We start from the raw sequence: 21,604 nt of genomic DNA on the forward strand, positions 1-21,604 counted from the left end.
CATGAGCGGGACGCAATCCGGCGGACAGGATGAAATAACGCGCGACGCGTTTCTGGGTGGACAGGTTCATGTCTATCAACCGAAGAAAGGAAGACATCGCGCAGGTCTTGATGCAGTCTATCTGGCTGCCGCTCTACCCGATGGCACGTCCGGACACATCGTCGATCTCGGCGCGGGTGTCGGAACAGCGGGGTTTTGTGCTGCCACCCGCCTGCCCGGCGCGACCGTAACGCTGGTTGAAATCGATGAAATGGTCCTGGCACTGGCGCAAAAAGCACTCGACGATCCCGAGAATATCAACTTCAGAGACCGTGTCAGTCTGTTGCATGCCGATGTCACGGCAAAGGGTCGCGTTCGTCATGCAAACGGCCTGATGCCGTCGATGGCGGATCATGCGATCATGAACCCGCCCTACTATGAAGCCGAAAGATTTCGCGCGTCGCCAAACACGGCGCGGGCCGGCGCGCATATGCTCGATGAGCGTGGCCTTGAACCCTGGGTGAAAACCGCCACAGATATCGTCAAGGAAGGCGGCAGCCTCACGATCATTTTCCGGGCTGATGGCCTGCAGGAACTCCTGAGCGTTCTTCGGGGCCGTTTCGGGTCGATCGACGTTATCCCATTGCGTCCGCGCCCCGATGCTGCGGCGACGCGCGTCCTTGTCCGCGGCATTCGGGCAAGCAAGGCCCCCATGAGGCTGATGCCCGGGTTTGTCCTTCACGAAGGTGCGGGTTCAAACTTTACCGACCAGTCGAGAAGTGTCATGCGCGACGGCAAAGGCCTGGATCTTTTGACGCGCTGAAACCGGCTCTTGTCAGTGAACCAGGATTTCCCCGTCGACATATCTGAAATCGACCGGGTCGATCAGATTCTGATGTGCCACCCGCACTGAGTGAATCCGCCCCTCGATTTCCCGTTCCCAGAATTCAAGAAACTTGGTCAGTTCGGGAAATTGTGGTGCCAGGTCTTCCGTCTGCCAGAGAAAGCTCTGCAGAAACTTTGGATGATCGGGCAGTCTGTAGAGAATCTCCGCCGTCAACAAACCATACCCAAAGAAGCGTTTTTCAAAGCCTGAGCTGGTGTTCATGCCAATCCTTTCTTTGCCGCAAGAAAAGAGTGTCACGGATCACCGGTTAACCAAATCCGACTTTTTGATAATTCCTGTTTACAAACAGAACTTTAGCAGCACTCTCAGGTGGCTGCTAATACCACGTCCGCATTCGAAATAGAAGACTTACTGCGTCTGGATAGTGGTCAGGTATCCCAAAAAGGCGTCGATGTCATCTGGTTCGAAGGCAAATTCCGGCATGTTTTCATGCGCGGTTACGATCCCTTCCGCCAATGGCTCCTCGAGACTTTCCAAAGGATATAATTTCGAAAGTTCGCGAAACGCGGGCGCTCCCTCCTGTGCGCTGGAATCCGAGGCCCCGACCGCGTGACACATTGCGCAATGAATCTGCGCCAGTTCAAGACCTGTCGCCACGCTCGCCGGATCGGTTGGATAAGCGCCGTCAGATGCGTTGGCCGAACCTGTCCAAACGGCGAGTAGTGCGATCGCGAGTCCTTTTTTGAGATTCGCCAAGGCTTTATGTCTCCCTTGAATCATGATCCCGCTTTATAGATGGTTGACGCGCTCATTCCCATTAGGGCTATCACGTGGGTCCAGCCCCCGGTCTACTTTGGTCCGGGCTGACCTGACCGCCGAGCTGCCTATATTATATGCGGACTGCTGAACGCCTGGAGGATATATGACATCGCCCCCCCTTCCCGCATCGATCGACGATACGCTTCATCTCATGGATCAGGCGGGATATGTCGCGGACAGGTCGCTGGCGACTGTCCTCCACCTGGCACTCAAAATGAAACGGCCGCTGTTTCTCGAGGGCGAGGCCGGTGTCGGAAAGACCGAGATTGCCAAGGTATTGTCCGAAACACTCGGACGCGACTTGATCCGCCTGCAATGCTACGAAGGACTGGACATCGCCTCAGCGGTCTACGAGTGGAATTACCAGGCACAAATGGTTGAAATCCGGGTTGCAGAAGCAGCTGGCGAAACAGAACATGCCGATTTGTCGAAGTCGATCTTCGATGAGCGGTTCCTGATCAAGCGCCCTGTTCTTCAAGCTCTGGAACCATCCCTGAACGGCGCACCAGTGTTCCTCATTGATGAACTTGACCGGGCCGACGAAGCGTTTGAAGCCTTTCTCCTTGAGGTTCTTGCGGACAGCCAGGTGTCCATCCCCGAACTCGGCACCGTCAAGGCGCAAGAGCCCCCGATCGTTATCATCACCACGAACCGCACGCGAGAGATACACGACGCCCTGAAGCGGCGCTGCCTTTACCATTGGGTTGATTATCCGGACGCAGCACGCGAATTGGAAATCGTCAGACGAAAAGTTCCTGGCGCTTCGGAACGGCTGGCACACGAGGTCGTTGCTTTCGTGCAGAAGCTCCGGGCCGATGAGGACTTGTTCAAGCAGCCCGGCGTTGCCGAAACACTTGATTGGGCAACCGCTCTTTCCGAGCTGAACGAAATAGCGCTCGACCCCGATCTCGCGTCGGACACGCTTGGAGTTCTCTTGAAATATCAGGATGACATCGAACGTGTGCGCGGCTCGAAAGTGAGGCACATGATCGACGAAATCCGAAAAGACGTTCCCCAGGCCCAGCCCATGCCGGCGGTCTGAGGACGTGATCGTCTCGATGCGGATGTTCTGCACCAGCTCCCTGACATGGACAGACGGAGGAAGCCCCCGGCATTTGCCCCGGTCTCCCGTCAGTCGGGTAACGTTGGCGTTACGGGTAGGCCATTGGCCGTCGTCCGAACCGCACCCGGGAGGTACCTTTGCAGCCTCCTGCTGAAGTTCGCTCCAGGATAACCGACAACATTGTCTATTTCGCTCGGACGCTGCGCAAGGCCGGTGTGCCTGTCGGACCCGCGTCCGTGGTCGACGCGGTGAATGCGGTCGAGGTGTCAGGAATAGAGAACCGCGACGACCTTTACTGGACGCTCCATGCGGTTTTTGTCCGCAAGCGCGAGCACAAGATCCTGTTCGACGAGGCGTTCCGGGTTTACTGGCAAAGCCGGGGTTTGATCGAAAAGATGCTCTCCATACTCTCGCCGGTTGCCCCGCCCAGAGGCGCACCGGAGAAGCCGAAAGCCGGACAGACCCGAGTTTCCCAGGCGTTTCAGGCAGCCAAGGAACGGGTTGCGGAAGAGACCGTTCCGGAAATTGAAATCGACGCAAAGTTCACGGTCTCCGGCAAGGAGCTGTTGCAAAGCAAGGACTTTGCGCAGATGACAGCAGAAGAAATCACAGAAGCAAAGCTGGCGCTGCGGACAATGGCCCTGCCCATGGACAAGATTCGGCTCCGGCGTCTTACCCATGCACCGCGTGGCCGGATTGACCCGCGCAGAACCTTACGCGCTTCGATGCGCGCTGGTGGTGACATAATCGACCTCAAATTCCGCAAACCGGCTGAAAAGCGCCCGCCTCTGGTTGCCCTCTGCGACATTTCAGGCTCCATGAGCCAGTACTCGCGCCTGCTTTTGCATTTCCTTCACGGCCTTATCGCCGAGCGCCGCGACGTGCACACTTTCCTGTTCGGAACACGACTTACAAATGTTACACGGCAATTGCGCATGAAGGATCCGGACGAAGCGCTCGAAGCCTGTTCTTCAGGCGTCGAAGACTGGTCCGGAGGGACACGGATTGCGACGGCACTTCACGAATTCAACAAACGCTGGTCGCGGCGCGTTCTTTCCGGGAAGCCGACGGTTCTCCTGATCACCGACGGGCTGGAACGCGACACCGACGAGGATCTGGAGCGGGAGATCGACCGTCTCCACAGATCCTGCCGGCACCTGATCTGGCTCAATCCCCTACTCCGTTTCGAAGGTTTTGAGGCAAAGGCCAAGGGCATTCGGGCAATGCTGCCGCATGTTGACGAATTTCGCGCCGCGCATTCTCTGGACGCGGTCGCTGATCTGGCTGCCGCTCTTGCCGGCCAGCGCTCGAAATCGCCGGCCAATGATCCGCGAAAGTGGATCTGAAGTCGCTTCAGCCTTCTTTCCTGAAGAGAATTGTGCCGCGCTGATTGATCAGCATCACCTCACCCGACACGGGGTCAAGATAGACTTCAACGCGCTGGCCTTCCGGCGTTGTGCCGTAAACTTCCCAACAGCCGCCATCTTCTTTCATTCGGCGCACCTGCCAGCCTTCTCCAACCAGTTTTTCAGTCACCTCCCGCTGGGTGAGCCAGGACGATCTTTCCGTTGGCGCACACTCATAAAGCCCGGTGGCGCAGGCCGGTAGCGTGAAGACGCACATCAGCAAAGACATTGCAGTATGAAGTGTGAGGTTCATGACGTCGTCCTTTCGTGGTGATGGCGTATCTCTTAGGCAGCAGCCGATGGAGATTCGGTCAGGTAAACCCGTTGGATCCGATAAGCTTCCAGAAGCAACAATGGGACGAAATGCACGAGGGCCGGCCCAAACTCGTTATGTACGAACATCCAGTGAAGCAGCGTCGCGACAGCGGCCAGATAGACAAGACGCTGCAAGGGCTTCCAGCGACGGCCGAGCAGCCTCATGGACGCATCGTTTGACGTAAGCGCCATCGGAACGAAGATGAAAAAGGCGAGCCATCCCGTCCAGATGCCCAGCGCCCAGAATTCTCCGAGTATCGCCTGCAGCGAGCCCATGTCGAAAAGATAAAGAACGGTATGGGCGGCGGCGTAGGCAAAGGCGGCAACGCCAAAATAACGCCGGCGTCGAAGCATCCAGAACCAGAATTTGTTCTTCGGAAACATCAGCCGGAACGGTGAGATGATCATGGATATGATCATGAACCTTGCGGCGAACTCGCCGGTCGGATGGAGCAGGAATTCGGTTGCCGGGCGTCCGTCTTCCGAAGCTGTTCCACTGGTTAGCGCCAACATCATCGGTATCGACGGCAACGCCAGAAGCGCCCAGATGAAAGCCCTGGAATTCACTAAATTCAAGATACCCATTGCCCAATCCCGCCGTCCGTTGACTCTACCCTAAGTCAACTGAACGATACCGGGCATCTGTCGCAAACCTATCCCTGGGAGGGGCCTGATTTGTCGCAAGATGTAACAGGGTGCGCACGGAAGAAGCAAAAATCCCACCGGCGCCGCGTTGGGGCACGCGAAACCGGCGGGATCTTTCGCTGGGCCGGAGAGGACCCGTCATTCATACTAGTTTCAAACTTTCGAAACTAAATGCGGCATGCTGTCTCTGGACCTGATTGGCAGCATCTATGGCAGCGCCACGACCTGCGTCCTGATGCCGACCCTTTGAAACAGGTCCTTGATGTCGTTATTGGCCATGCGGATGCAGCCGTAGGAAACGGCGCGCCCGATGGACCCCGGCCTGTTGGTGCCGTGGATGGCAAAATTGCCGTTGGAGAGCGTCATCGCGGCCGCTCCCATCGGATTGTTGGGGGCTCCACCCGCGATAACATCCGGCAGATGCGGAAAATCCCGTCGCACTTCAGGTGACGGCGACCAGGCGGGACTGATATATTTCGCGGTGATCTGCGCGTGCCCCGTCCAGGCCTTGCGTGACTTGCCCACCGCAACCTTGTAGCGAATTGCGCGATTTCCACGCAGAACCAGATAGAGCCGTTTTTCCGAATTTCTGATGACAATTGTGCCCGGGCGAAACCTGTGGTCGGAGAAGCCGACAAGTTCAGCCGCCGAAGCCGGGGTTTGAACGCTGAGAGCAAAGCCAAGCGCGAGCAGCAAAGAGACAATTGTGAAACGGGATCCTGAACGCATGAAACTTCCCCGGTTTTGCGGGGAAAATACCGCGTGAGCTCCCTTGAAAGAAGGCTGCGGCCACTATTTTCTTACCGAAAGGTTAACACGCGAAACAGCTCATCACACTGGATCACATTCACTGCAGGTGGAGAGCTAAGGGACCTCGCGCGCCGTAGAGCAAATGCATCTGGCACTTTTCCTGTGACGGTCGTCACTGTGGTTCAGAGCCTCAAGCACCGATACTTCGGAAGGTCCACGGCCATCGGAACAACGCCGACCAGTTAAATCGAGCGTTTCCATCAGCCGGGTGTCCCTGAGATCTTTAAGAGGAATTTTGAAATGCTATCCATTCGATCCAAACTCTCCGGCCTGTTGGCAGCGTGTGCTGGCCTCGGCATGTTGTTCTCGTTGACGGTTCCTGCGGCCGCCGGCTCCATTTCCGGCACCTATACGCTTTCGCCGTCCAACATCGACACCGGTTTTTCCGTTCGCGTCCTTGGTGGCCGCCCGGTCACGGGCGCTTTCAACAAGGTTTCCGGAAAGATGATCCTTGACCAGAACCGGCCGGACAAAAGCCGTGTCAACGTTACGATCGATCTTGGCAGCGTGAGCACCAACAACGACAAGGTCACCGGCTTTCTGAAAAGCTCCGCCATGTTCAATGTCGCCAAATACCCGACTGCGAAGTTCCAGAGCACCCGGATCCGCATTACCGGCAAGTATTCGGCCGAAGTCGAGGGCGTTCTGTCCCTGCGCGGTAAAAAACAACGCACCAAACTGGCCGTAACCATTACCGGCAATCAGGGCAATGGCCGCGTCGGTTTCGAGGTTTCAGGTGGCTTCTTCCGCTCCCTTTACGGCATGGATGCCGGACTGCCGATCTATGCCGACAAGGTGAACATCAAAATCAGCGGATCAGGCCGTCGCGGCTGATCGTCCCCAACTGATTGCAAAGAGTGCACGCACACCGCTGGGTGGCGTGCTCTTTGTTTTTTGGCCTTTGAGAAAGCGGACGCTGTTCACTTCAATCTCGGAGCCCCATCGCGCCATTCGTAAATCACAAAACCCGGCAGATTGCTGTCACCGTTTTCGTTGAATTCAAGAGCTCCCAGAACTGTCTCGAATGTCCCCGTCGAAAGAGCATCTGCAACCGCCTCAGGCGAGGTACTTCCGGCAACGCGCGCAGCCTGGGCCCAGGCTTGAACGGCAGCATAGGTCGCAAGCGCGTATCGGTCAGCAGGTTTCTCTGCCTCTTCAAGCTGCTTGATCACCGCTGCGCTCTGAGCGATATCGCGCGGGTCGATCGGATAAGTCAACAAAGTGCCGTTGCCGGCGGGACCAGCGACGGAAATATATTCGTCGGTCATGAGCGCATCGCCCGATACAAGCACCGCATCGAGCCTCTGGCGATCCATCTCAAGCTTGATCAAACCTGCCTCCGGGTGATAGCCGCCGAGATAGACAACACCGACATTCTCCAAACCCAGTTGCGAAACCAGGTAACGGTAGTCGCCCTCACCGGCGTCGAAGCCCAGCGATATGCTCTCGGTTTTGCCGAGACCGTTCAGGACCGTTTTGACGGCGTCGGTCAGTCCTTTTCCATAAGCTGTCTTGTCGTGCAGGATTGCAATCCTGTCTCCTGCATGGTTTTCGGCCAGAAACTCACCGGCCACCCGGGCTTGCTGGTCATCCCGCGGCGCAAGCCGGAAGACGCCCGGTCCCGGGCGCTCGTCGGTGTATTTCGGCAATGTGGTTGCCGGCGAAATCTGGACGATCCCTGCATCTGCGTAGACTTCGCTTGCAGGGATAGATGCGTTGAAGCAGAAATGCCCGGCGACGAAAACAACATTCTTGCCTATGAGCTGGTTCGCGACCGCGACGGCTCTGTCGGCATCGCAACCGTCATCTGCGACCTCGAGTTTGAGCATTTCGCCGTTGACACCGCCCGCGGCATTGACATCCGCAACCGCCAGTTCCGCACCGGCGAGCATTTGCGCACCCAGATCCCGAAACTGCCCCTCCATCGGCCCCGCGATGGCGATCGGAATGTCCGCCTGTGCCGGGCACGCAAAAAGACCGCCGGCGCATAGCGCAACGCCGACTGTAAAATGGCGAAAGGTCATAGGGCACTCCACGGCATCCAAAAACACATGCCCATCCCTATCGTTCAACGGCGGAAATCTCAATCCGGGCAAACAAATTGAGCGCCGGCAGACGCCTGTCCGTCGGATATTCATGGCCTATTTTCTGTAGGCAAGGCATAGGCAGGTGTCTAAACTCCCGCCACATACAGGATGTCATTTGATTCCGCCGCCCGCGCAAGGAGCAGAAGCCATGTCACAACCCGTTTCTGAGCAGGGCCGGCTGCCGCTCGAACCGCAGAGTTTCCGTGAGGCGATGAGCCGCATCGCGGCGGCGGTGCATGTGGTCACGACCGACGGTAAGGCAGGCAAGCTGGGGGCAACGGTTTCCGCTGCATGTTCCGTAAGCGACGACCCCGCAAGCATCCTGATCTGTCTCAACCGGCAAACGCGCATGCATGACGCGGTTCTGCAAAACAGGTGTTTTTGTCTGAACACGTTGAGCGATGATCACCAGGAGATCTCGGACACCTTTGCCGGGCGGGACAAGCTGGAAATGGCGGAGCGCTTTAACAAAAGCGCGTGGACCAATCTCGCGACCGGCTGTCCGGCACTCGACAGTGCCCGGCTGAGTGTCGATTGTGAAATCTTCTCCGTGACGGAAATGGGCACACACTCGATCATCGTTGGAACGGTTGTCGACCTGCGCATGACGGACCCTGGCAAATCGCTTCTTTATGTCCGGCGCGGCTACAAAAGCCTCGACACCTGAGAAGCTAAAGCCCAAACTGGCAATGCGCGTCTTTCCCGGAATCTTACCATATGTCCAGTGCCCGCAATCTCATCACGGATGTCCCAGGTCTCAAGATCGGCAATGCATCTGACAAAGACCTGAAATCGGGCGCAACCGTTCTTCTTCCGGAAGAGCCCGCGGTCGCATCGGTGGCCATACATGGCGGCGCGCCGGGAACGCGGGAAATTGCGCTTCTGGAACCCGAACAAACCGTCGAAAAGATTGACGCCATCGTGCTGGCCGGCGGTTCGGCGTTTGGCCTGGATGCAGGCGCAGGTGTTCAAGGACGCCTCGCCGATCTGGGATACGGCTTCGCAGTTGGTCCCGTGCGCGTCCCGATCGTTCCGACCGCGATCCTGTTCGATCTTCTGAATGGTGGCGACAAGAGCTGGGGCCAGGCTGCCCCTTACCGGGATCTCGGCCGTTCTGCCCTGGATGCGGTCGCGTACGATTTCGCGCTTGGGTCTGTTGGTGCCGGCACAGGCGCAACAACGGCAAATCTGAAAGGCGGCCTTGGCTCCGCCTCACAAAAACTCGACAACGGCATAACCGTCGGCGCGATTGTCGCGGTAAACGCACTCGGCCGTGCCACTATTGGGGACAGTGCCCACTTTTGGGCAGCCCCCTTTGAGGTCGGGGACGAATTCGGCGGGCGCGGAATGGCCGTCCCCTTCCCCCAGGATGCTGTTGATGTGCGCACCAAACTCGACGCGTTGAAGGCCGGGGCAAATACGACGATTGCCGCCGTAGCAACCGATGCAGTTTTGACCAAAGGCGAAGCCAAAAGGCTGGCCGTCATGGCGCATGACGGGTTGGCCCGGGCCCTGTGGCCCGCCCACACCCCGCTGGATGGCGATCTGGTTTTTGCACTCTCCACGGGACAACGCAATCTGGAAAACGGCCTGGAGGACATGGTGCGCCTGGGCGCTGCCTCTGCGTCCTGCCTGGCCCGCGCAATCGCGCGGGGAATCTACAATGCCACGCCCGCCGAGGAGGATCCCGTTCCGACCTGGCAACAGAAATTCGGGCCTTAGGCAGATCTGAAGCCGACGTGAAACCGTATTCGGGTCAGATCAACCGGCTGAAGGTTTCTCGCAAATGCAGCGCTTCCGAATAGCTTTCATCATAACCCTCCTCGTGCTTGGCCTGTCCCCTGCAACCGCTGCTGCCAAGCAGCTGGTGCTTGAGGAATTCTTCCGTGGCAAAACGGTTGGAAAGGGCGTTTTTGAAAGCAAGATCGCGGGTGTCTATCGCCCGTTTACAGTCTATCTGACCGGCACATGGAACGCGCGCACATTCACGTTGCGCCTGCGCGAAGACTTCGTCTATGAGGACGGCGAAAAGGACACCAAAACCTGGTTCTTCCAAAAGGTTGCTGACGGCCGCTATATCGGCCAGAGAGCCGACGTGATCGCGCCGACCAATGTGAAAACCGACAGCAACGGCGCTCTCAGATTTTCCTACGTCGCCGAGCTGGAGACGGAAAACGGTCCTTTGTTGCTCAAATTCGACGACACGTTGACCCAGGTTGACAAAAGAACGGTCCGCAACACGGCCAGGGTCATGAAAGCCGGATTCACCATCGGGACCGTGGATCTGACTTTCACGAAATAACTCTACGGAATGAATTAAACATCCGAGTGCTTGAACAAGAAAGTCACTTCCGCCTAAATTGAAGCTGATATTTTCATCTTCAGAGGCGAACATGAAGGTAGATATTTCTGACTACAAAAACCTTTTTCTTTGTTTTTTTATCGGGATTTGCTGCATCTTTCAGCTGGACAGCGGCAGCCTTCGGGCAGATGAAACGCAAGATAAACTGGCAAACACTCTCGAAGATACATTAACCCGCCCATTCCAAGGTGACTTCGATGCGATCCTGGAGCGCGGGTTTTTGCGGGTACTGATCCCATTTTCGAAGACAGGCTATTTCATAGACAAAGGTGTTCAACGAGGTGTTTCAGTCGACCTTGCAATGGAACTGGAGAAGCATCTCGCAAAAACCCAAAAAAAGACGATAGACTTCGAAGTCGTGCTGATCCCGACCCCGCGCGAGAAACTCTTCACCCGTCTTGCTGAGTCCCGCGGAGACATAGCGCTCGGCAACCTTACGATCACGGATGAGCGCAAAAAACTGGTTGGTTTCTCCGCACCACTCCTGAAGGACGTGCACGAAGTTCCTGTTACCACGAACGATGTGCCTCAAATGAAGTCGCCATTGGACCTTTCCGGGCACAAGGTCTACGTCCGCAAATCGGCCTCCTACTATCAGAGCCTGGAAAACCTGAACCGAAAACTGGCACGCGCGGGCAAGAAAACCATCGAAATTGAGCTCGCCGATGCCTGGATGGAAGATGAAGATATTCTGGAGCTGGTATCCGCGGGCAAAGTGCCGATGACAATCGTGGATCAGCACAAGGCAGAACTCTGGCAGGATGTCTTGAGCGGTCTGATGTTGCACCCGGCTGCAGCCGTGCGCACAGACGGGCAAATGGCAGTCGCCGTGCGCCCCAACGCACCCGACCTTCTCAAGGAAATCGACGCTTTTGCCAAGACCGTCAAGAAGGGCACGCTGATCGGCAATCTGGTGTTCAAGAAATATCTCCAGGAAGCCGACTATCTGCGGAACATGCGCGACGACGACTACGAGGCGGAACTTCAGAAATTCACCAGTTTGTTTCGCAAATACGCCGATGAATATGATTTCGACTGGCTGCTGATCGCCGCACAAAGCTTTCAGGAATCGAAATTTGACCCAACGGCGCGCAGCGGGGCCGGCGCGGTCGGTCTCATGCAGATCAAACCTTCGACCGCGGAGGGAAATCCGATCAACATCACGGGCATCGCCGCAGACCCGGATAAGAACGTGCATGCAGGCGTCAAATATCTTCGTTTCATTGCCAATCAGTATTTCGCTGACCTCGACAAAGACCAGGCCGATCAGACCTTCTTTGCGCTGGCTGCTTACAACGCAGGCCCAAGCCGTTTCGAGAGGCTGCGCGACCAAGCCAAAAAGCAGGGGTACGATCCGGACAAGTGGTTTGGAAATGTGGAATGGATCGTCGCAGCGCAGATCGGGCGCCAGCCGATCGAATATGTCGGCAACATCTACCAGTATTATGTGGTGTTTCATAACGACCGGAAACACCAGAAAGCCGGGGCCGCCGCCAAAGAAGCAGCGGGAACCGATTGATCTGCAACGTCAGGCGGCCTTAAGAGCGAGCTGCCCTGCCCTCGTCAGCATTTGCTCACGATCGGTATCGTTGGAACCGTGAATGGGCGAGAACACATGATACCCCTTCGGCTTGAAGCCGCAAAAGGCAAGGATCTGTTTTTCCGTCTGCTTTCTGATGCCTGATCCGTAGATCCAGCGAAAAATCCAGCCTGGAGTATCCGCGGTCACAAGAACCTGTGCACTACGGCCCTTGAGCAGTTTTTCCGGAATGGTCTTTCCAGGCACGTACTTGAAGGCCTTTCCGGAAAGCAGCACCCGATCAAACAGCCCCTTCAGCTTGGCAGGGTGTCCGCCCCACCAGAGCGGATGCACGATCACGATATGCTCGCACCAGACAATATCGTGCCAGATATTTTCAAGGTCCGGCTCAAGCTGCGGACCGCCGTCGAAATCAGACGTGCCGTAGTCCGGATTAAAGTCCATTTCGGAAAGGTGCCGGCTGCGCACCTCATGCCCCGCTCGCTCTGCCTCACGCAAATACCGCTCCGCCAGCGCACTGCAAAAGGAACCCTTCGCGGGATGTCCATCAAGTATGAGTATTCGTGTCATGGGTCTGTTCGCCTGTGAAATAGAAAACTGCCAAATAAAATTGACCACGGTCACTTTTTTGCTCAAGTATGCTCGGAAGTCAAGAATTATTGACCATGGTCAATTTTTATGAGGGTACATGTCGCGAAAACCCCAGCAACGCAGCATCGAGACACGCGCAAGGGTCCTGAAAGCAGCGCGGGACCTAAGCAAGAAACACGGATTGGAGCTGGTCACGGCCGAAGCGGTGGCGGCAGAAGCCGGCGTCGCGAAGGGAACCGTTTTCTCGCACTATGGAGACATGGACGGCCTGCTGTCCCACGTGCTTCTGGATCGACTGAACGCACTGCGCACGATCGCGGCAGAAGATGCCCCACCAGTCGCAGGTCTTGAGGATCCGGTCGGACAGCTGCTCCGGAACATGATGGCGCTGATTGACGTGATTACAGACAGCCCGACAATTTTACGGCTGTTTCTCGACAATATCGGCGTCACCAAGCCGAATTGTGCAACTGAATTCGTCGAAACGCTGGACGCGCTCGATGCAGATCTCGCGGGCTTTCTTGATCTCTGGCAGAGTTCAGACGTGATAACACCGGCACTGCGCCGCGACCGCACGCCGGTGGAGATGGTCGACGGATTAATCGCTTTCATGATCCACGGCGCAATTCTGTTGAAGAGCCACCAACTGACCGATCGCAATGCGCTTGAAACCAGGCTTCGCCGTCACGTTGAGGCGTTTGTACTCGCCCCGGGGGCGCTAACTGCCTAGCTCTCTTCAGGCGCTTCGCCCGGCCACATCACCACGTGCTGTTCATAGTCTTCCAGCGGCATGCCGTCTTCAGGAACCGTCCGTCCCCGAACCGAAATCCCGGCCTGATGCACGGTTTCGCTGTCACCTGACACCAGTGGATGCCACCAGTAAAGATCCTGCCCTTCCCGCACCAGGCGATAGGCGCAGGTTGGCGGTAGCCAGGTGAGTGTCCGGACTTCTGCAGGTGTGAGCTGAATACAGTCGGGCACAGTCGCCGCCCTGTTGTCATAGTCCTTGCAGCGGCAACTTTGATCGTCCAGCAATGTGCAGGCGACCCTGGTCCAGACGATTTCGCCCGTATCCCAGTCTTCCAGCTTGTTCAAACAACAGCGTGCGCAGCCGTCACAGAGCGATTCCCACTCTGACGGCGACATCTCTTCCAGCGACTTTGTCTTCCAGAACGGACGCTCGTCCATTTGCATACCTGTTGCCGGTTTTGTGCCTCTTGGCACCCGTTTCTGTCCGGAATGAGCGCGTACCACGGAGACGTCTGCGCGGCAACCAGCGTCGTGTGATCGCTCGGTTTCAGCTTTCCCGCGGCATATCAATAAATTGGGAGGAACCAGCAAAGCCGGCAACGGCCTGTTTTCAGTTGATGCAAATCGGGTTAATTTGAATGAAATAGACCGCATCCGGAGACGCTGTAAGCGTGACAAAAGGGCCAAAATCGAACCGAAACGCTGGTGACGAAGCGCCACGCAAAACCCATCGTATCCGGCGCTTCTTTCTGTCGGCGGACGCCTTTGTCGACACGGCTCTTTGGAAGACCGGATCGGCACTGCGCCGGACGATCGAAGGCTACGACGCTTTTTTGCGCCGATTTCGGGCAAAAGGCATTTGGCGCGGACTGAGCGAATTGTCCTCAGATGGACTGACATTCGGTCTTTTGGGCTTCATTGTCGTGCTCGCCTTTGCACAGCCGGCGTTCGAGGCGACCCGATATGCGGACTGGAAAACCACTGATGACTTCGCCGTCACCTTCCAGGACAGGTTTGGCAAGGAAATTGGTCGAAGAGGGATCGTGCTCAACGACAGCGTTCCTTTGGAGGAAATTCCCGACTCGCTCATAAAAGCAACGCTGGCAACAGAAGACCGCCGTTTCTTCTTTCACTTCGGCATCGATGCCGTCGGGACTTTCCGTGCCATGGTTGAAAACGCCCGTGCCGGAGGCGTCGTCCAGGGCGGCTCGTCCATAACGCAGCAGCTTGCCAAGAACCTGTTCCTCACCAACGAGCGCAGCCTCAGCCGCAAGATCAAGGAGGCGTACCTGGCGCTCTGGCTTGAAGCCAATCTCACCAAGCAGGAAATCCTGAAACTCTATCTCGACCGTGCCTATATGGGCGGCGGCGTGTTCGGGGTGACGGCAGCGTCGGAGTTTTATTTCAACAAGAACGTGCGTGAGTTGACGCTTGCAGAAAGCGCCATGCTCGCCGGCCTCTACAAGGCACCTGGAAAATATGCCCCGCACATCAACCTGCCGGCGGCCCGCGCAAGAGCGAACGAAGTGCTCACGAACATGGTTCAGGCGGAACTCCTGACCGAGGGCCAGGTAATTGGTGCGCGGCGCAATCCGGCACTTGCCGTGGACAGGTCCCAGGAGCAGTTACCCGAGTATTTTCTTGATTGGGCTCTTGATGAGGTCAAGAAGCTTGCGAGACGCAATCCTGCCCTTGCACGCGACCGTATCGTGACGGTGCGCACGACGCTCGACCCTGCTCTGCAGCGTCAGGCTGATCTCGCTGTTGAAACCATTCTGCGCGACAACGGCAAGCTGCGCGACGCCAGTGAGGCTGCGCTTGTCTCGATGATCCCGGACGGTGGTGTGGTGGCCATGGTGGGCGGGCGCTCTTACGGCGCAAGCCAATTCAACAGAGCCGTCAACGCACTCCGCCAACCCGGTTCGTCGTTCAAGCCGTTCGTCTACATGACGGCGTTTCTCAACGGCTACACGCCTGAGAGCATTGTTCCCGATCGTCCGGTCTGGATCGGTGACTGGTCCCCGAAAAACTATACCCGCAGCTACCGTGGACCGGTGACGCTCAGGACGGCATTGACCAAATCCATCAACACCATCCCGGTCCGCCTTTCGCTCGATTTCGGGCGCCAGAAAATCATTGATACCGCGTACGCGATGGGCCTGACCCACGAACTTGAAAACTCGATCTCTCTGCCGATCGGATCGTCGGAAGTCACGGCGATAGACATGGCGTCTTCCTATGCAACCTTCGCAAACGGCGGGTTTTCTGCACCCGCCTATGCGATACTGGAAGTGCGCAACAGCGATGGCAAACTGCTCTACAGGCGTGAGCGGGACGAAGCTTCCACACCAAAGCGGGTACTGCCTGAAGAGCAGGTCCACATGATGAACGGGATCCTCGTCAATGTAGTGGAGGCCGGGACCGCCAGGCGCGCCAGAATTGACGGTGTCGTTGCTGCCGGAAAGACAGGAACGACCAACGCCTATCGCGACGCCTGGTTCGTTGGCTATACCGGAAACTTTTCGACGGCCGTCTGGGTTGGCAACGACGATTTCACCTCGACACGCCGCGTCACGGGCGGAAGTCTGCCTGCAATGACATGGCAGCTCTATATGAATTATGCCCATAACGGCATTGAGCTCGCCGGCATGCCAGGGGTCGATCCCGAGACGCTGCCGCGTCTGTCAAAGCCATCGACAACAAAGGTTGCCGAAAAAACAACCGTTTTCTCCCAGCCACGGGTTTTGAAACGCCGGACCCAAGGGTTGCTGCTGCGGATCGGCAGAGACCTGCGGCAGTTGATCGAGAAGGAAAACGCAAAGCTGGACACGTCTGACGATCCCGCGCAGACCGACTTTGCGGCCGCCCAATGACCGGATCACCCGGACAGCCGGCCGAGATACGATATGGCGAGGCAGATTGGCACGTTCAGGACTTGCCCCTGGCCATTCGCCCGCACAAAACCCGACCTTTCAGAACCCTGGTTTTCCTGTCAATCATAGTCGGTCTCGCATCGCTTCTCGGCATTAGTTCCGCATATGTAATGATCGAACGCGAACAACCGCTCAATGCGGTCACGATCGGCCCGTGGCAAGCCTACCCGAAAGCAGGAACCGCCGAAGCAGATCCCTATTCAGTGGCGATTTACACCCGTGGAGCGGTCGTGCCGCTGGCTTCCGGAGAAGGACTGGCGCTCGTCGCGCGAGAGGACAGCGCCGGGCACCTTCTGGACCCGACATGTGTCTACAGGATTTCAGGGCAGACCCCTGCTGCACGGCTGTGGACGCTGACCGTGACGGACGGTGATGGCCGCCTTGTCCAAACAATGCCAGGCCGCGTTCATCTTGACAGCCAGAGCCTGCTTCGAAATCCGGATGGAAGCTTTGCAATCAGCGCTGCCAGCAAACCACATTCTGGAAACTGGCTCCCCCTGGCGTCAGCAGCGAATGCAAGCGATGGGCTGCGTTTCGTATTGCGTCTTTACGATGCGCCCGTGACCACAGGCGCCGCGCTTGACGGTATCCAGCTGCCCGGCATTGAAAGACAGGGATGCCCATGACGCTGTCTCCGCGTTTCTCGATGACACTTGGCGCCTGTGCAACCGTCTTTCTCGCGGTCATTATCCATGTGCTTGTGGTCTTCGGTGTCCCGCTGAACGTGCAGCACAGCGCCTACGACAACATCTCCGAATATGGGCCAGACAGGCAATTCAACCTGTTACCGGATGTAAGGCCGCAGCAGGAGGCCCTGCCGGATCTCGATCCGTCAATGAAACACGCGGCCTGCAGGTTTCAGCTTGTCGACGGCCCCGTCCTGTTTGACGCGGGCATTCCGACGTCCTTCTGGTCCATCGGCCTGTTCAATTCAGCCGGCGAAACCCTCTACAGCCTGAACAACCGCACGGCGGGTGCCGATCGCTTGTCCATGCTGGTCCTGACGCCATCGCAACTGTCGATCCTTAGAGAGAATCCGCCGGAAAACCTGGAAGATCTCATTGTCATCGAAACCGAAGAGATAAGTGGCTTTGCCCTTTTGAGGGCACATGTTCCCCACCCTTCAAAGGCAAATGCCATCGATCTCGCACTCAAGTCGGCGACCTGCGGAACCATCGGCTGACATTCACGAGTTCTGAGCTCTGGCCCCTTTGTCAGGCCTGAGGCGCGAAGGGGCCGAGCGCGTCAAACAGATCCTGATAATGCGCTTCCTTGCCCTGCCAGCGTCCGAGCGAAGAACGGAATATCGGGCGGCGGACCTGCGTATTGGAGAACGTCGTGACGGGGCTTTCGCTTTTGTAAAACTCAAGACAGGCGTCTTCCCACGCAAGGCCCGCATGTGACAGCAGCGTTTCGCTTTCAGCACGCTGATTGTCGACTAAAGCTTCATAGGTCAGCGTGTGAATATCGACCGGAGCCACCTTTTGCCAATGCTCCATCAACGAAGCATATGTCCGGTAGTACCTGCCGACCGTGTCTTGCGTCAGGGCGTAGTTATGCGCCGGGGAAAGAGGATGCGACAGCAAAGATATGCACGTGTCGGCAGCTGATCTGGAACAGTGAATGAATGTCGCCTTCGGAAAAAGAAGGCTCATCAGCCAGACCATCTCGTAATTGTGCGGCATCTTGTCCGTTACACGGTCGGCGCGTCGGTCAACGTTGTCCAGAACCGACAGGTATTTACGGGCAATCCGTTTGAACTCCTTCGGTTCTATGTTCTTGAGACGGCTTTCAAGCGCCGCGCTCGGTTGCCCTTTCAGGCCCATTTCTTCCTGCAGATGCCTGAAAAACTGAACCTCGCCGCCGCTTGCCGCCCGTGAATGGCAGCTCACAATCTGTTCGATCAGGGTTGTGCCGGATCTCGGCAGGCCGAAGATGAAAACCGGCTTTTCGGACGTGTCCGCGACGTCCTTGTGACTTGCGAAGAAGTCTTCGTTGAAAACTTCCTTCGTAAAGGCAATGCGCTCCTCATAGGCACTCGGATCAAACGGCGGATAGTGCAGCTTTCGCGCTGCCTGGTAATGGTCGAGCCCGCGCGGCGTATCGCCAATATCGTTATAAATCTTTCCGGCTGCCCAATGCAGATTGGCCTGATCCGGCCCCGGACGCGGCGTGCCGTCGCTTATGAGAGCTTCGATCTGGTCAAGTTCAGCAGGCTTTTCCTTGAAAGAACGGGCAAGGCTCAGGCATTGAAATGCTGTCGGCATCTCTTTCTTGCATTCAATGGCCTTTTCGAACCAGCCAATCGCCTCGTCGATATTACCGACCGTAATCTCGAGCTGGCCCATTCCAACAAGTCCGTACCCGTTTTCCGGATCGAGTTTCAGCGCCCTTTGGTAGCTTTGACGCGACATAACGGCTTGCCGCTTTATGCGATACAAATCACCGAGCTGCGCATGAAAATCGGCCTCTTTCGGCGCAAGTGACACCGCTTTTTTCAAAGAGGCCTGCGCACCATCAACATCGCCGGCATTCATGAGCGCTATGCCGAGAAGCTGATGGACCTGCGGATGCTTGCCTGCCTTGCGAGCGGCTATCTGCAGCCGTTCAATAGCAAGTCCGATGTTGCCTTCCTGATATGCCGCGATGCCGAGCGAAAAGTTGGCCTGTGGGTTGCGCGGATCAAGCCGCAGCACTTGTTCGAACAAATCCAGTGCGATTGGAATGCGCCCTGCGTGCTGATGACTGAGCGCTTCCTGTACAAGCTGCGTCACACCCGGGTTCATGTAGGCTCCTGACAAATTGGCATAGGCTCGGACCAGATTGCTGTTCTCAAACTGTTGATGGTCTTCGAAACCGTCCGTGTCCGTTTTCCCTGCAATAATGCCGTGCCGGCAAAAGTGCAATGGAATTGCTCGCCAGACGCTAAGCCAGTGAGACCACGTTTTCTACGATGGCTATTTCTTCACCGGAGGCCGTTCAATGCTCCAGCCCGTGTAGATCCTGGACCTTTTGGCGGGCTTTTCCTGACCGTAGCGACTGTTGGCCTCACAGCTGGCCTCCGCTAGCCGCACCTGTCCCTCAAGTTCGCGGATGGCGTTGTTGACCTTCCACACTCTGTCCTGGCTCGGGGTCTCGATCTCCAGTCCCTTCAGCGCCTTCTTGTAGGCGATGATCCGGTACCGCAGCGCCTGTCCAACCCATTTGACCATGACTCGGTTTTCCCAAACACGCGCTTTCGCCCCATCGTAGGTTTCCTGCGTCGTCACGGGTTGATTGCGAAGAACCCTCAGCCGCTCATCATCAGCCTTCTGGACTCGCAGAGCGACCTCACAGAAAGGCATGACCAGTTCCGCATCACCGGTTGCGTCCGCGGCAATCTTGTCATAGCGCGCATCGGAAGAGCGAAATCTGTCGGACCGCAGGTAAATGAGATAAAGGTCGGGCGGAACCCGCCCTTCCGTTTCCGGCAGGACGCGCGTGCGCGAAAGCTCGACGATCGTCCCGCCGATCCAATCCTTGGCCCAGGGCGGACGGATAAGTGTCCAGCCACGATCGCGAAGCAGCTTTTCATCGTTCGTGTAGTTGAATTTGGAAACCGGATCACCGCGCAGGCGCGCGGCATTCTCTCCAACCGCGGGCATAAGGTCGTCGTGAATGACAGATGGCCTGGCCCGATCGAAATCGCCTGTCGGACGAACGCAGGCCGAAAGAGCGAGACAAGCGGCCATCAAAACGGCAAGCGAAAGACTTCGCTTCGTCTGTGCGCCCCACCTCCTGTGCGAGGATGCCCGCCCCTTTACCGCATTGTCATTGCCCATCGGGCGTGTCTCCAGACCGCATACTCTGGTTCAAAACCGGAGGATCGGACCCGTCCGGTGCGGCTGGAGGGCTTGGACCGTCAGTCCTTGTCGGAACCAGCGGGTCCAGCAGCTCTTCCGATGGTGTTGATTCGCGCGGCAAGATCAAGGTCATGCCGCTCATAACGGACACCTGGGAAGAGGATAACTTCCCCAAAACTGTCTGTGCTTGACTGTTCGTGCGATTTTGAGCGCTGGCTCACACGTGCACTGGGCCGTGGTGCGGACGAAAAATCCAACAAAGTGCCCATCGTCTCCTCCTTCGGTTCCAGTTTCCTGAACGGCGTATTACCAAGCGGAAACGGTCAAACGGGCGACGCATTACTTCCTACAGGTTCATTAAGAAGCCGTCAGGGTTAACAGCATGCTAACGCTTTTGCTGCAATTTGAAGGAAACAACTTTCGACGGTCGATCTGTGTTTCGTGTCTTGTAGTCGGGTGTCATGCAACAGAGCCAAAAATTTAAACTAAAAAAGCCTCAAACGACGAACGCTTCTCGTACGCGCCCAAGTTCTGCTTCGGCGCGGCATGTGTTGTTGTCCGCGTCCGAGATTTTCGTCGGGCGTCAGAAGCATGACATTGAAGAAACAGGCATTTTTTTGGAACTCGCGCGCAATCTGCTCCAAAGCACCCCAGCGGAGGATCGCCGCCAGATATCCAGGTTGCTCGCCGGACATCCCAAAATACCGGATGATCTGCACGAACAGCTGGCGCGCGATGAAGACCCTCTGACAGCGGCTCCGGCCCTTCGTAACAGTCCCCGCCTTTCTGTGGATCTCCAGCTTGAGATTGCCGAGCGTGGTCCGGAGATTTCCAGAAAGGCGGTTGCAAGCCGTCCTTCCCTTCGCGAATCGGTCATCAGTGCCTTGTGCGACCACGGTGAAGCAAGTGCAGTCAAAATACTGCTCGAACGCGAGGACATCAGCCTCAACAAGACCCATCAGGCCAAACTCAGCCGGAGAAGCGACATCATCGCCTCTCTCGGCCTGGAACTTGCCGGCCGGGATGCCCTTAATCCCGACGGCCTGATGGGACAGTTTCTGCATTTGCCGGCGCCTTTGAAAAAGCAGGCAATCGCTGCCGCGGAAATGACCAGCCTCGTCAAACAGGCGCAGACACCAGGTGGAAACATGTCTCAAAGACCCGAAGCAAACCGTCTCCGTATCCAGGAAGCCCTGGTCGAAGAGGCAATGAGCCAGAACGAACACCGCTTTGCGACATTGCTCAGCCAGGGGCTCGGCCTTTCAAGATCGACCTGCAACCTTTTGCTACGGAAAGATCAGGGGGAAGGCCTCACAATTGCCCTCAAAGCACTGGGGATGCCGGAATTTCAAACCACGACGATCCTGATCCGTCTCCTGGGCGAGGATACGCCTTTGACCGACCTGCGCGGTCTCTTGCGAATGCACCGCACGCTCAGCAACGGCGCAGCCGAAGCACTGGTCGGGCAATGGCTCCTGCACGATCAGGGCGCACAGAAATCCGCGCCGCGGTATTCCTCGCAGTATCAGGAAGCAGCCGGCAGAAAGACACAAGCCAAGAAGACCTTCGCAAAACGTGGAGTGGATCAGCGGCAAAAAGCCCGTTCATAAAACGG

Annotated in this window: 23 protein-coding genes; 13 read left to right on the forward strand and 10 right to left on the reverse strand. The window is 57.0% G+C overall.

Annotated elements, in window-relative coordinates; all coding sequences use genetic code 11:
* Position 1 precedes the first annotated feature (1 nt).
* Entirely contained in the window at positions 2–802 is an 801-nt protein-coding gene (locus ABVF61_RS02070; RefSeq protein WP_353991865.1) for a tRNA1(Val) (adenine(37)-N6)-methyltransferase, read from the forward strand.
* Between the two features lie 12 nt (positions 803–814).
* Here ABVF61_RS02070 and ABVF61_RS02075 read toward each other — a convergent pair whose 3' ends face one another.
* Both ABVF61_RS02075 and ABVF61_RS02080 read right to left on the reverse strand, forming a co-directional pair.
* Complete coding sequence (locus tag ABVF61_RS02075) at positions 815–1,087, reverse strand: usg protein (RefSeq protein WP_353991866.1); 273 nt, start codon at positions 1,085–1,087, stop codon at positions 815–817.
* A 147-nt stretch (positions 1,088–1,234) separates the two neighbouring features.
* Positions 1,235–1,582, reverse strand: a complete 348-nt coding sequence (locus ABVF61_RS02080; protein WP_353991867.1) for a c-type cytochrome — start codon at positions 1,580–1,582, stop codon at positions 1,235–1,237.
* A gap of 166 nt (positions 1,583–1,748) precedes the next feature.
* Here ABVF61_RS02080 and ABVF61_RS02085 point away from each other — a divergent pair, with 166 nt between their 5' ends.
* Both ABVF61_RS02085 and ABVF61_RS02090 read left to right on the forward strand, forming a co-directional pair.
* Positions 1,749–2,687 (forward strand): AAA family ATPase, encoded by a 939-nt coding sequence (locus ABVF61_RS02085; protein ID WP_353991868.1) that lies wholly within the window; start codon positions 1,749–1,751, stop codon positions 2,685–2,687.
* Between the two features lie 158 nt (positions 2,688–2,845).
* Positions 2,846–4,054 carry a vWA domain-containing protein gene (locus tag ABVF61_RS02090; protein ID WP_353991869.1) on the forward strand — a complete coding sequence of 403 codons (1,209 nt, stop codon included), beginning with the start codon at positions 2,846–2,848 and terminating at the stop codon, positions 4,052–4,054.
* Between the two features lie 7 nt (positions 4,055–4,061).
* Here ABVF61_RS02090 and ABVF61_RS02095 read toward each other — a convergent pair whose 3' ends face one another.
* The 3 genes from ABVF61_RS02095 to ABVF61_RS02105 form a co-directional block, all read right to left on the reverse strand.
* Positions 4,062–4,367 carry a PepSY domain-containing protein gene (locus ABVF61_RS02095; RefSeq protein ID WP_353991870.1) on the reverse strand — a complete coding sequence of 102 codons (306 nt, stop codon included), beginning with the start codon at positions 4,365–4,367 and terminating at the stop codon, positions 4,062–4,064.
* 32 nt (positions 4,368–4,399) lie between these two features.
* The gene (locus ABVF61_RS02100; RefSeq protein ID WP_353991871.1) at positions 4,400–5,014 is read right to left on the reverse strand and encodes a protein-methionine-sulfoxide reductase heme-binding subunit MsrQ; all 615 of its coding nucleotides are present in this window, start codon (positions 5,012–5,014) and stop codon (positions 4,400–4,402) included.
* 267 nt (positions 5,015–5,281) lie between these two features.
* Positions 5,282–5,803: a L,D-transpeptidase gene (locus tag ABVF61_RS02105; protein ID WP_353991872.1), complete on the reverse strand. Its 522-nt coding sequence runs from the start codon at positions 5,801–5,803 to the stop codon at positions 5,282–5,284.
* A gap of 321 nt (positions 5,804–6,124) precedes the next feature.
* Here ABVF61_RS02105 and ABVF61_RS02110 point away from each other — a divergent pair, with 321 nt between their 5' ends.
* Positions 6,125–6,718 (forward strand): YceI family protein, encoded by a 594-nt coding sequence (locus tag ABVF61_RS02110; protein WP_353991873.1) that lies wholly within the window; start codon positions 6,125–6,127, stop codon positions 6,716–6,718.
* An 86-nt stretch (positions 6,719–6,804) separates the two neighbouring features.
* Here the strand turns inward: ABVF61_RS02110 and ABVF61_RS02115 are convergent, their stop codons facing one another.
* Complete coding sequence (locus ABVF61_RS02115) at positions 6,805–7,908, reverse strand: branched-chain amino acid ABC transporter substrate-binding protein (protein ID WP_353991874.1); 1,104 nt, start codon at positions 7,906–7,908, stop codon at positions 6,805–6,807.
* A gap of 211 nt (positions 7,909–8,119) precedes the next feature.
* Here ABVF61_RS02115 and ABVF61_RS02120 point away from each other — a divergent pair, with 211 nt between their 5' ends.
* The 4 genes from ABVF61_RS02120 (at position 8,120) to ABVF61_RS02135 (ending at position 11,852) form a co-directional block, all read left to right on the forward strand.
* Entirely contained in the window at positions 8,120–8,638 is a 519-nt protein-coding gene (locus ABVF61_RS02120; protein WP_353991875.1) for a flavin reductase, read from the forward strand.
* A 50-nt stretch (positions 8,639–8,688) separates the two neighbouring features.
* A complete protein-coding gene (locus ABVF61_RS02125; protein WP_353991876.1) occupies positions 8,689–9,693 on the forward strand; it encodes a P1 family peptidase in 1,005 nt (334 codons plus the stop codon).
* Positions 9,694–9,757: 64 nt separating this feature from the next.
* Positions 9,758–10,273, forward strand: a complete 516-nt coding sequence (locus tag ABVF61_RS02130) for a DUF3833 family protein (RefSeq protein WP_353991877.1) — start codon at positions 9,758–9,760, stop codon at positions 10,271–10,273.
* A 91-nt stretch (positions 10,274–10,364) separates the two neighbouring features.
* Entirely contained in the window at positions 10,365–11,852 is a 1,488-nt protein-coding gene (locus ABVF61_RS02135; protein WP_353991878.1) for an MltF family protein, read from the forward strand.
* 9 nt (positions 11,853–11,861) lie between these two features.
* Here ABVF61_RS02135 and ABVF61_RS02140 read toward each other — a convergent pair whose 3' ends face one another.
* Positions 11,862–12,443, reverse strand: coding sequence for an NAD(P)H-dependent oxidoreductase (locus ABVF61_RS02140; protein ID WP_353991879.1), 582 nt, complete (start codon positions 12,441–12,443; stop codon positions 11,862–11,864).
* A 118-nt stretch (positions 12,444–12,561) separates the two neighbouring features.
* On the opposite strand from ABVF61_RS02140, the gene ABVF61_RS02145 reads away from it, so the two are divergent.
* Positions 12,562–13,194, forward strand: coding sequence for a TetR/AcrR family transcriptional regulator (locus ABVF61_RS02145; RefSeq protein ID WP_353991880.1), 633 nt, complete (start codon positions 12,562–12,564; stop codon positions 13,192–13,194).
* Here ABVF61_RS02145 and ABVF61_RS02150 read toward each other — a convergent pair.
* A complete protein-coding gene (locus ABVF61_RS02150) occupies positions 13,191–13,652 on the reverse strand; it encodes a YcgN family cysteine cluster protein (protein WP_353991881.1) in 462 nt (153 codons plus the stop codon). The two genes, ABVF61_RS02145 and ABVF61_RS02150, sit on opposite strands and share 4 nt — an antisense overlap.
* Before the next feature lie 233 nt (positions 13,653–13,885).
* On the opposite strand from ABVF61_RS02150, the gene ABVF61_RS02155 reads away from it, so the two are divergent.
* Genes ABVF61_RS02155 through ABVF61_RS02165 form a run of 3 tightly spaced genes read left to right on the forward strand, consistent with a single transcriptional unit; the run spans position 13,886 to position 17,330 of the window.
* Positions 13,886–16,087 (forward strand): transglycosylase domain-containing protein, encoded by a 2,202-nt coding sequence (locus ABVF61_RS02155; RefSeq protein WP_353991882.1) that lies wholly within the window; start codon positions 13,886–13,888, stop codon positions 16,085–16,087.
* The gene (locus tag ABVF61_RS02160) at positions 16,084–16,773 is read left to right on the forward strand and encodes a DUF1214 domain-containing protein (RefSeq protein WP_353991883.1); all 690 of its coding nucleotides are present in this window, start codon (positions 16,084–16,086) and stop codon (positions 16,771–16,773) included. Before ABVF61_RS02155 ends, ABVF61_RS02160 begins: the two co-directional genes overlap by 4 nt.
* Positions 16,770–17,330, forward strand: a complete 561-nt coding sequence (locus ABVF61_RS02165) for a DUF1254 domain-containing protein (RefSeq protein WP_353991884.1) — start codon at positions 16,770–16,772, stop codon at positions 17,328–17,330. Before ABVF61_RS02160 ends, ABVF61_RS02165 begins: the two co-directional genes overlap by 4 nt.
* A gap of 31 nt (positions 17,331–17,361) precedes the next feature.
* Here the strand turns inward: ABVF61_RS02165 and ABVF61_RS02170 are convergent, their stop codons facing one another.
* Together ABVF61_RS02170 and ABVF61_RS02175 are read right to left on the reverse strand one after the other, a co-directional pair.
* A complete protein-coding gene (locus ABVF61_RS02170; protein ID WP_353991885.1) occupies positions 17,362–18,933 on the reverse strand; it encodes a tetratricopeptide repeat-containing sulfotransferase family protein in 1,572 nt (523 codons plus the stop codon).
* Between the two features lie 171 nt (positions 18,934–19,104).
* Complete coding sequence (locus ABVF61_RS02175) at positions 19,105–19,968, reverse strand: hypothetical protein (RefSeq protein WP_353991886.1); 864 nt, start codon at positions 19,966–19,968, stop codon at positions 19,105–19,107.
* A 569-nt stretch (positions 19,969–20,537) separates the two neighbouring features.
* On the opposite strand from ABVF61_RS02175, the gene ABVF61_RS02180 reads away from it, so the two are divergent.
* On the forward strand, positions 20,538–21,599 hold the full coding sequence (locus ABVF61_RS02180; protein WP_353991887.1) for a DUF2336 domain-containing protein: 1,062 nt from the start codon (positions 20,538–20,540) through the stop codon (positions 21,597–21,599).
* The last annotated feature ends 5 nt before the right edge of the window (positions 21,600–21,604 follow it).

This window comes from Roseibium sp. HPY-6 (assembly GCF_040530035.1).
Lineage (GTDB): Bacteria > Pseudomonadota > Alphaproteobacteria > Rhizobiales > Stappiaceae > Roseibium.

Bases quoted from the DNA above. Each gene is read 5' to 3' on its own strand.
- ABVF61_RS02070 (WP_353991865.1), top strand. From the start codon at position 2: ATGAGCGGGACGCAATCCGGCGGACAGGATGAAATAACGCGCGACGCG.
- ABVF61_RS02075 (WP_353991866.1), bottom strand. From the start codon at position 1,087: ATGAACACCAGCTCAGGCTTTGAAAAACGCTTCTTTGGGTATGGTTTG.
- ABVF61_RS02085 (WP_353991868.1), top strand. From the start codon at position 1,749: ATGACATCGCCCCCCCTTCCCGCATCGATCGACGATACGCTTCATCTC.
- ABVF61_RS02095 (WP_353991870.1), bottom strand. From the start codon at position 4,367: ATGAACCTCACACTTCATACTGCAATGTCTTTGCTGATGTGCGTCTTC.
- ABVF61_RS02100 (WP_353991871.1), bottom strand. From the start codon at position 5,014: ATGGGTATCTTGAATTTAGTGAATTCCAGGGCTTTCATCTGGGCGCTT.
- ABVF61_RS02105 (WP_353991872.1), bottom strand. From the start codon at position 5,803: ATGCGTTCAGGATCCCGTTTCACAATTGTCTCTTTGCTGCTCGCGCTT.
- ABVF61_RS02110 (WP_353991873.1), top strand. From the start codon at position 6,125: ATGCTATCCATTCGATCCAAACTCTCCGGCCTGTTGGCAGCGTGTGCT.
- ABVF61_RS02115 (WP_353991874.1), bottom strand. From the start codon at position 7,908: ATGACCTTTCGCCATTTTACAGTCGGCGTTGCGCTATGCGCCGGCGGT.
- ABVF61_RS02120 (WP_353991875.1), top strand. From the start codon at position 8,120: ATGTCACAACCCGTTTCTGAGCAGGGCCGGCTGCCGCTCGAACCGCAG.
- ABVF61_RS02125 (WP_353991876.1), top strand. From the start codon at position 8,689: ATGTCCAGTGCCCGCAATCTCATCACGGATGTCCCAGGTCTCAAGATC.
- ABVF61_RS02130 (WP_353991877.1), top strand. From the start codon at position 9,758: ATGCAGCGCTTCCGAATAGCTTTCATCATAACCCTCCTCGTGCTTGGC.
- ABVF61_RS02135 (WP_353991878.1), top strand. From the start codon at position 10,365: ATGAAGGTAGATATTTCTGACTACAAAAACCTTTTTCTTTGTTTTTTT.
- ABVF61_RS02140 (WP_353991879.1), bottom strand. From the start codon at position 12,443: ATGACACGAATACTCATACTTGATGGACATCCCGCGAAGGGTTCCTTT.
- ABVF61_RS02145 (WP_353991880.1), top strand. From the start codon at position 12,562: ATGTCGCGAAAACCCCAGCAACGCAGCATCGAGACACGCGCAAGGGTC.
- ABVF61_RS02150 (WP_353991881.1), bottom strand. From the start codon at position 13,652: ATGGACGAGCGTCCGTTCTGGAAGACAAAGTCGCTGGAAGAGATGTCG.
- ABVF61_RS02160 (WP_353991883.1), top strand. From the start codon at position 16,084: ATGACCGGATCACCCGGACAGCCGGCCGAGATACGATATGGCGAGGCA.
- ABVF61_RS02165 (WP_353991884.1), top strand. From the start codon at position 16,770: ATGACGCTGTCTCCGCGTTTCTCGATGACACTTGGCGCCTGTGCAACC.
- ABVF61_RS02170 (WP_353991885.1), bottom strand. From the start codon at position 18,933: ATGAACCCGGGTGTGACGCAGCTTGTACAGGAAGCGCTCAGTCATCAG.
- ABVF61_RS02175 (WP_353991886.1), bottom strand. From the start codon at position 19,968: ATGGGCAATGACAATGCGGTAAAGGGGCGGGCATCCTCGCACAGGAGG.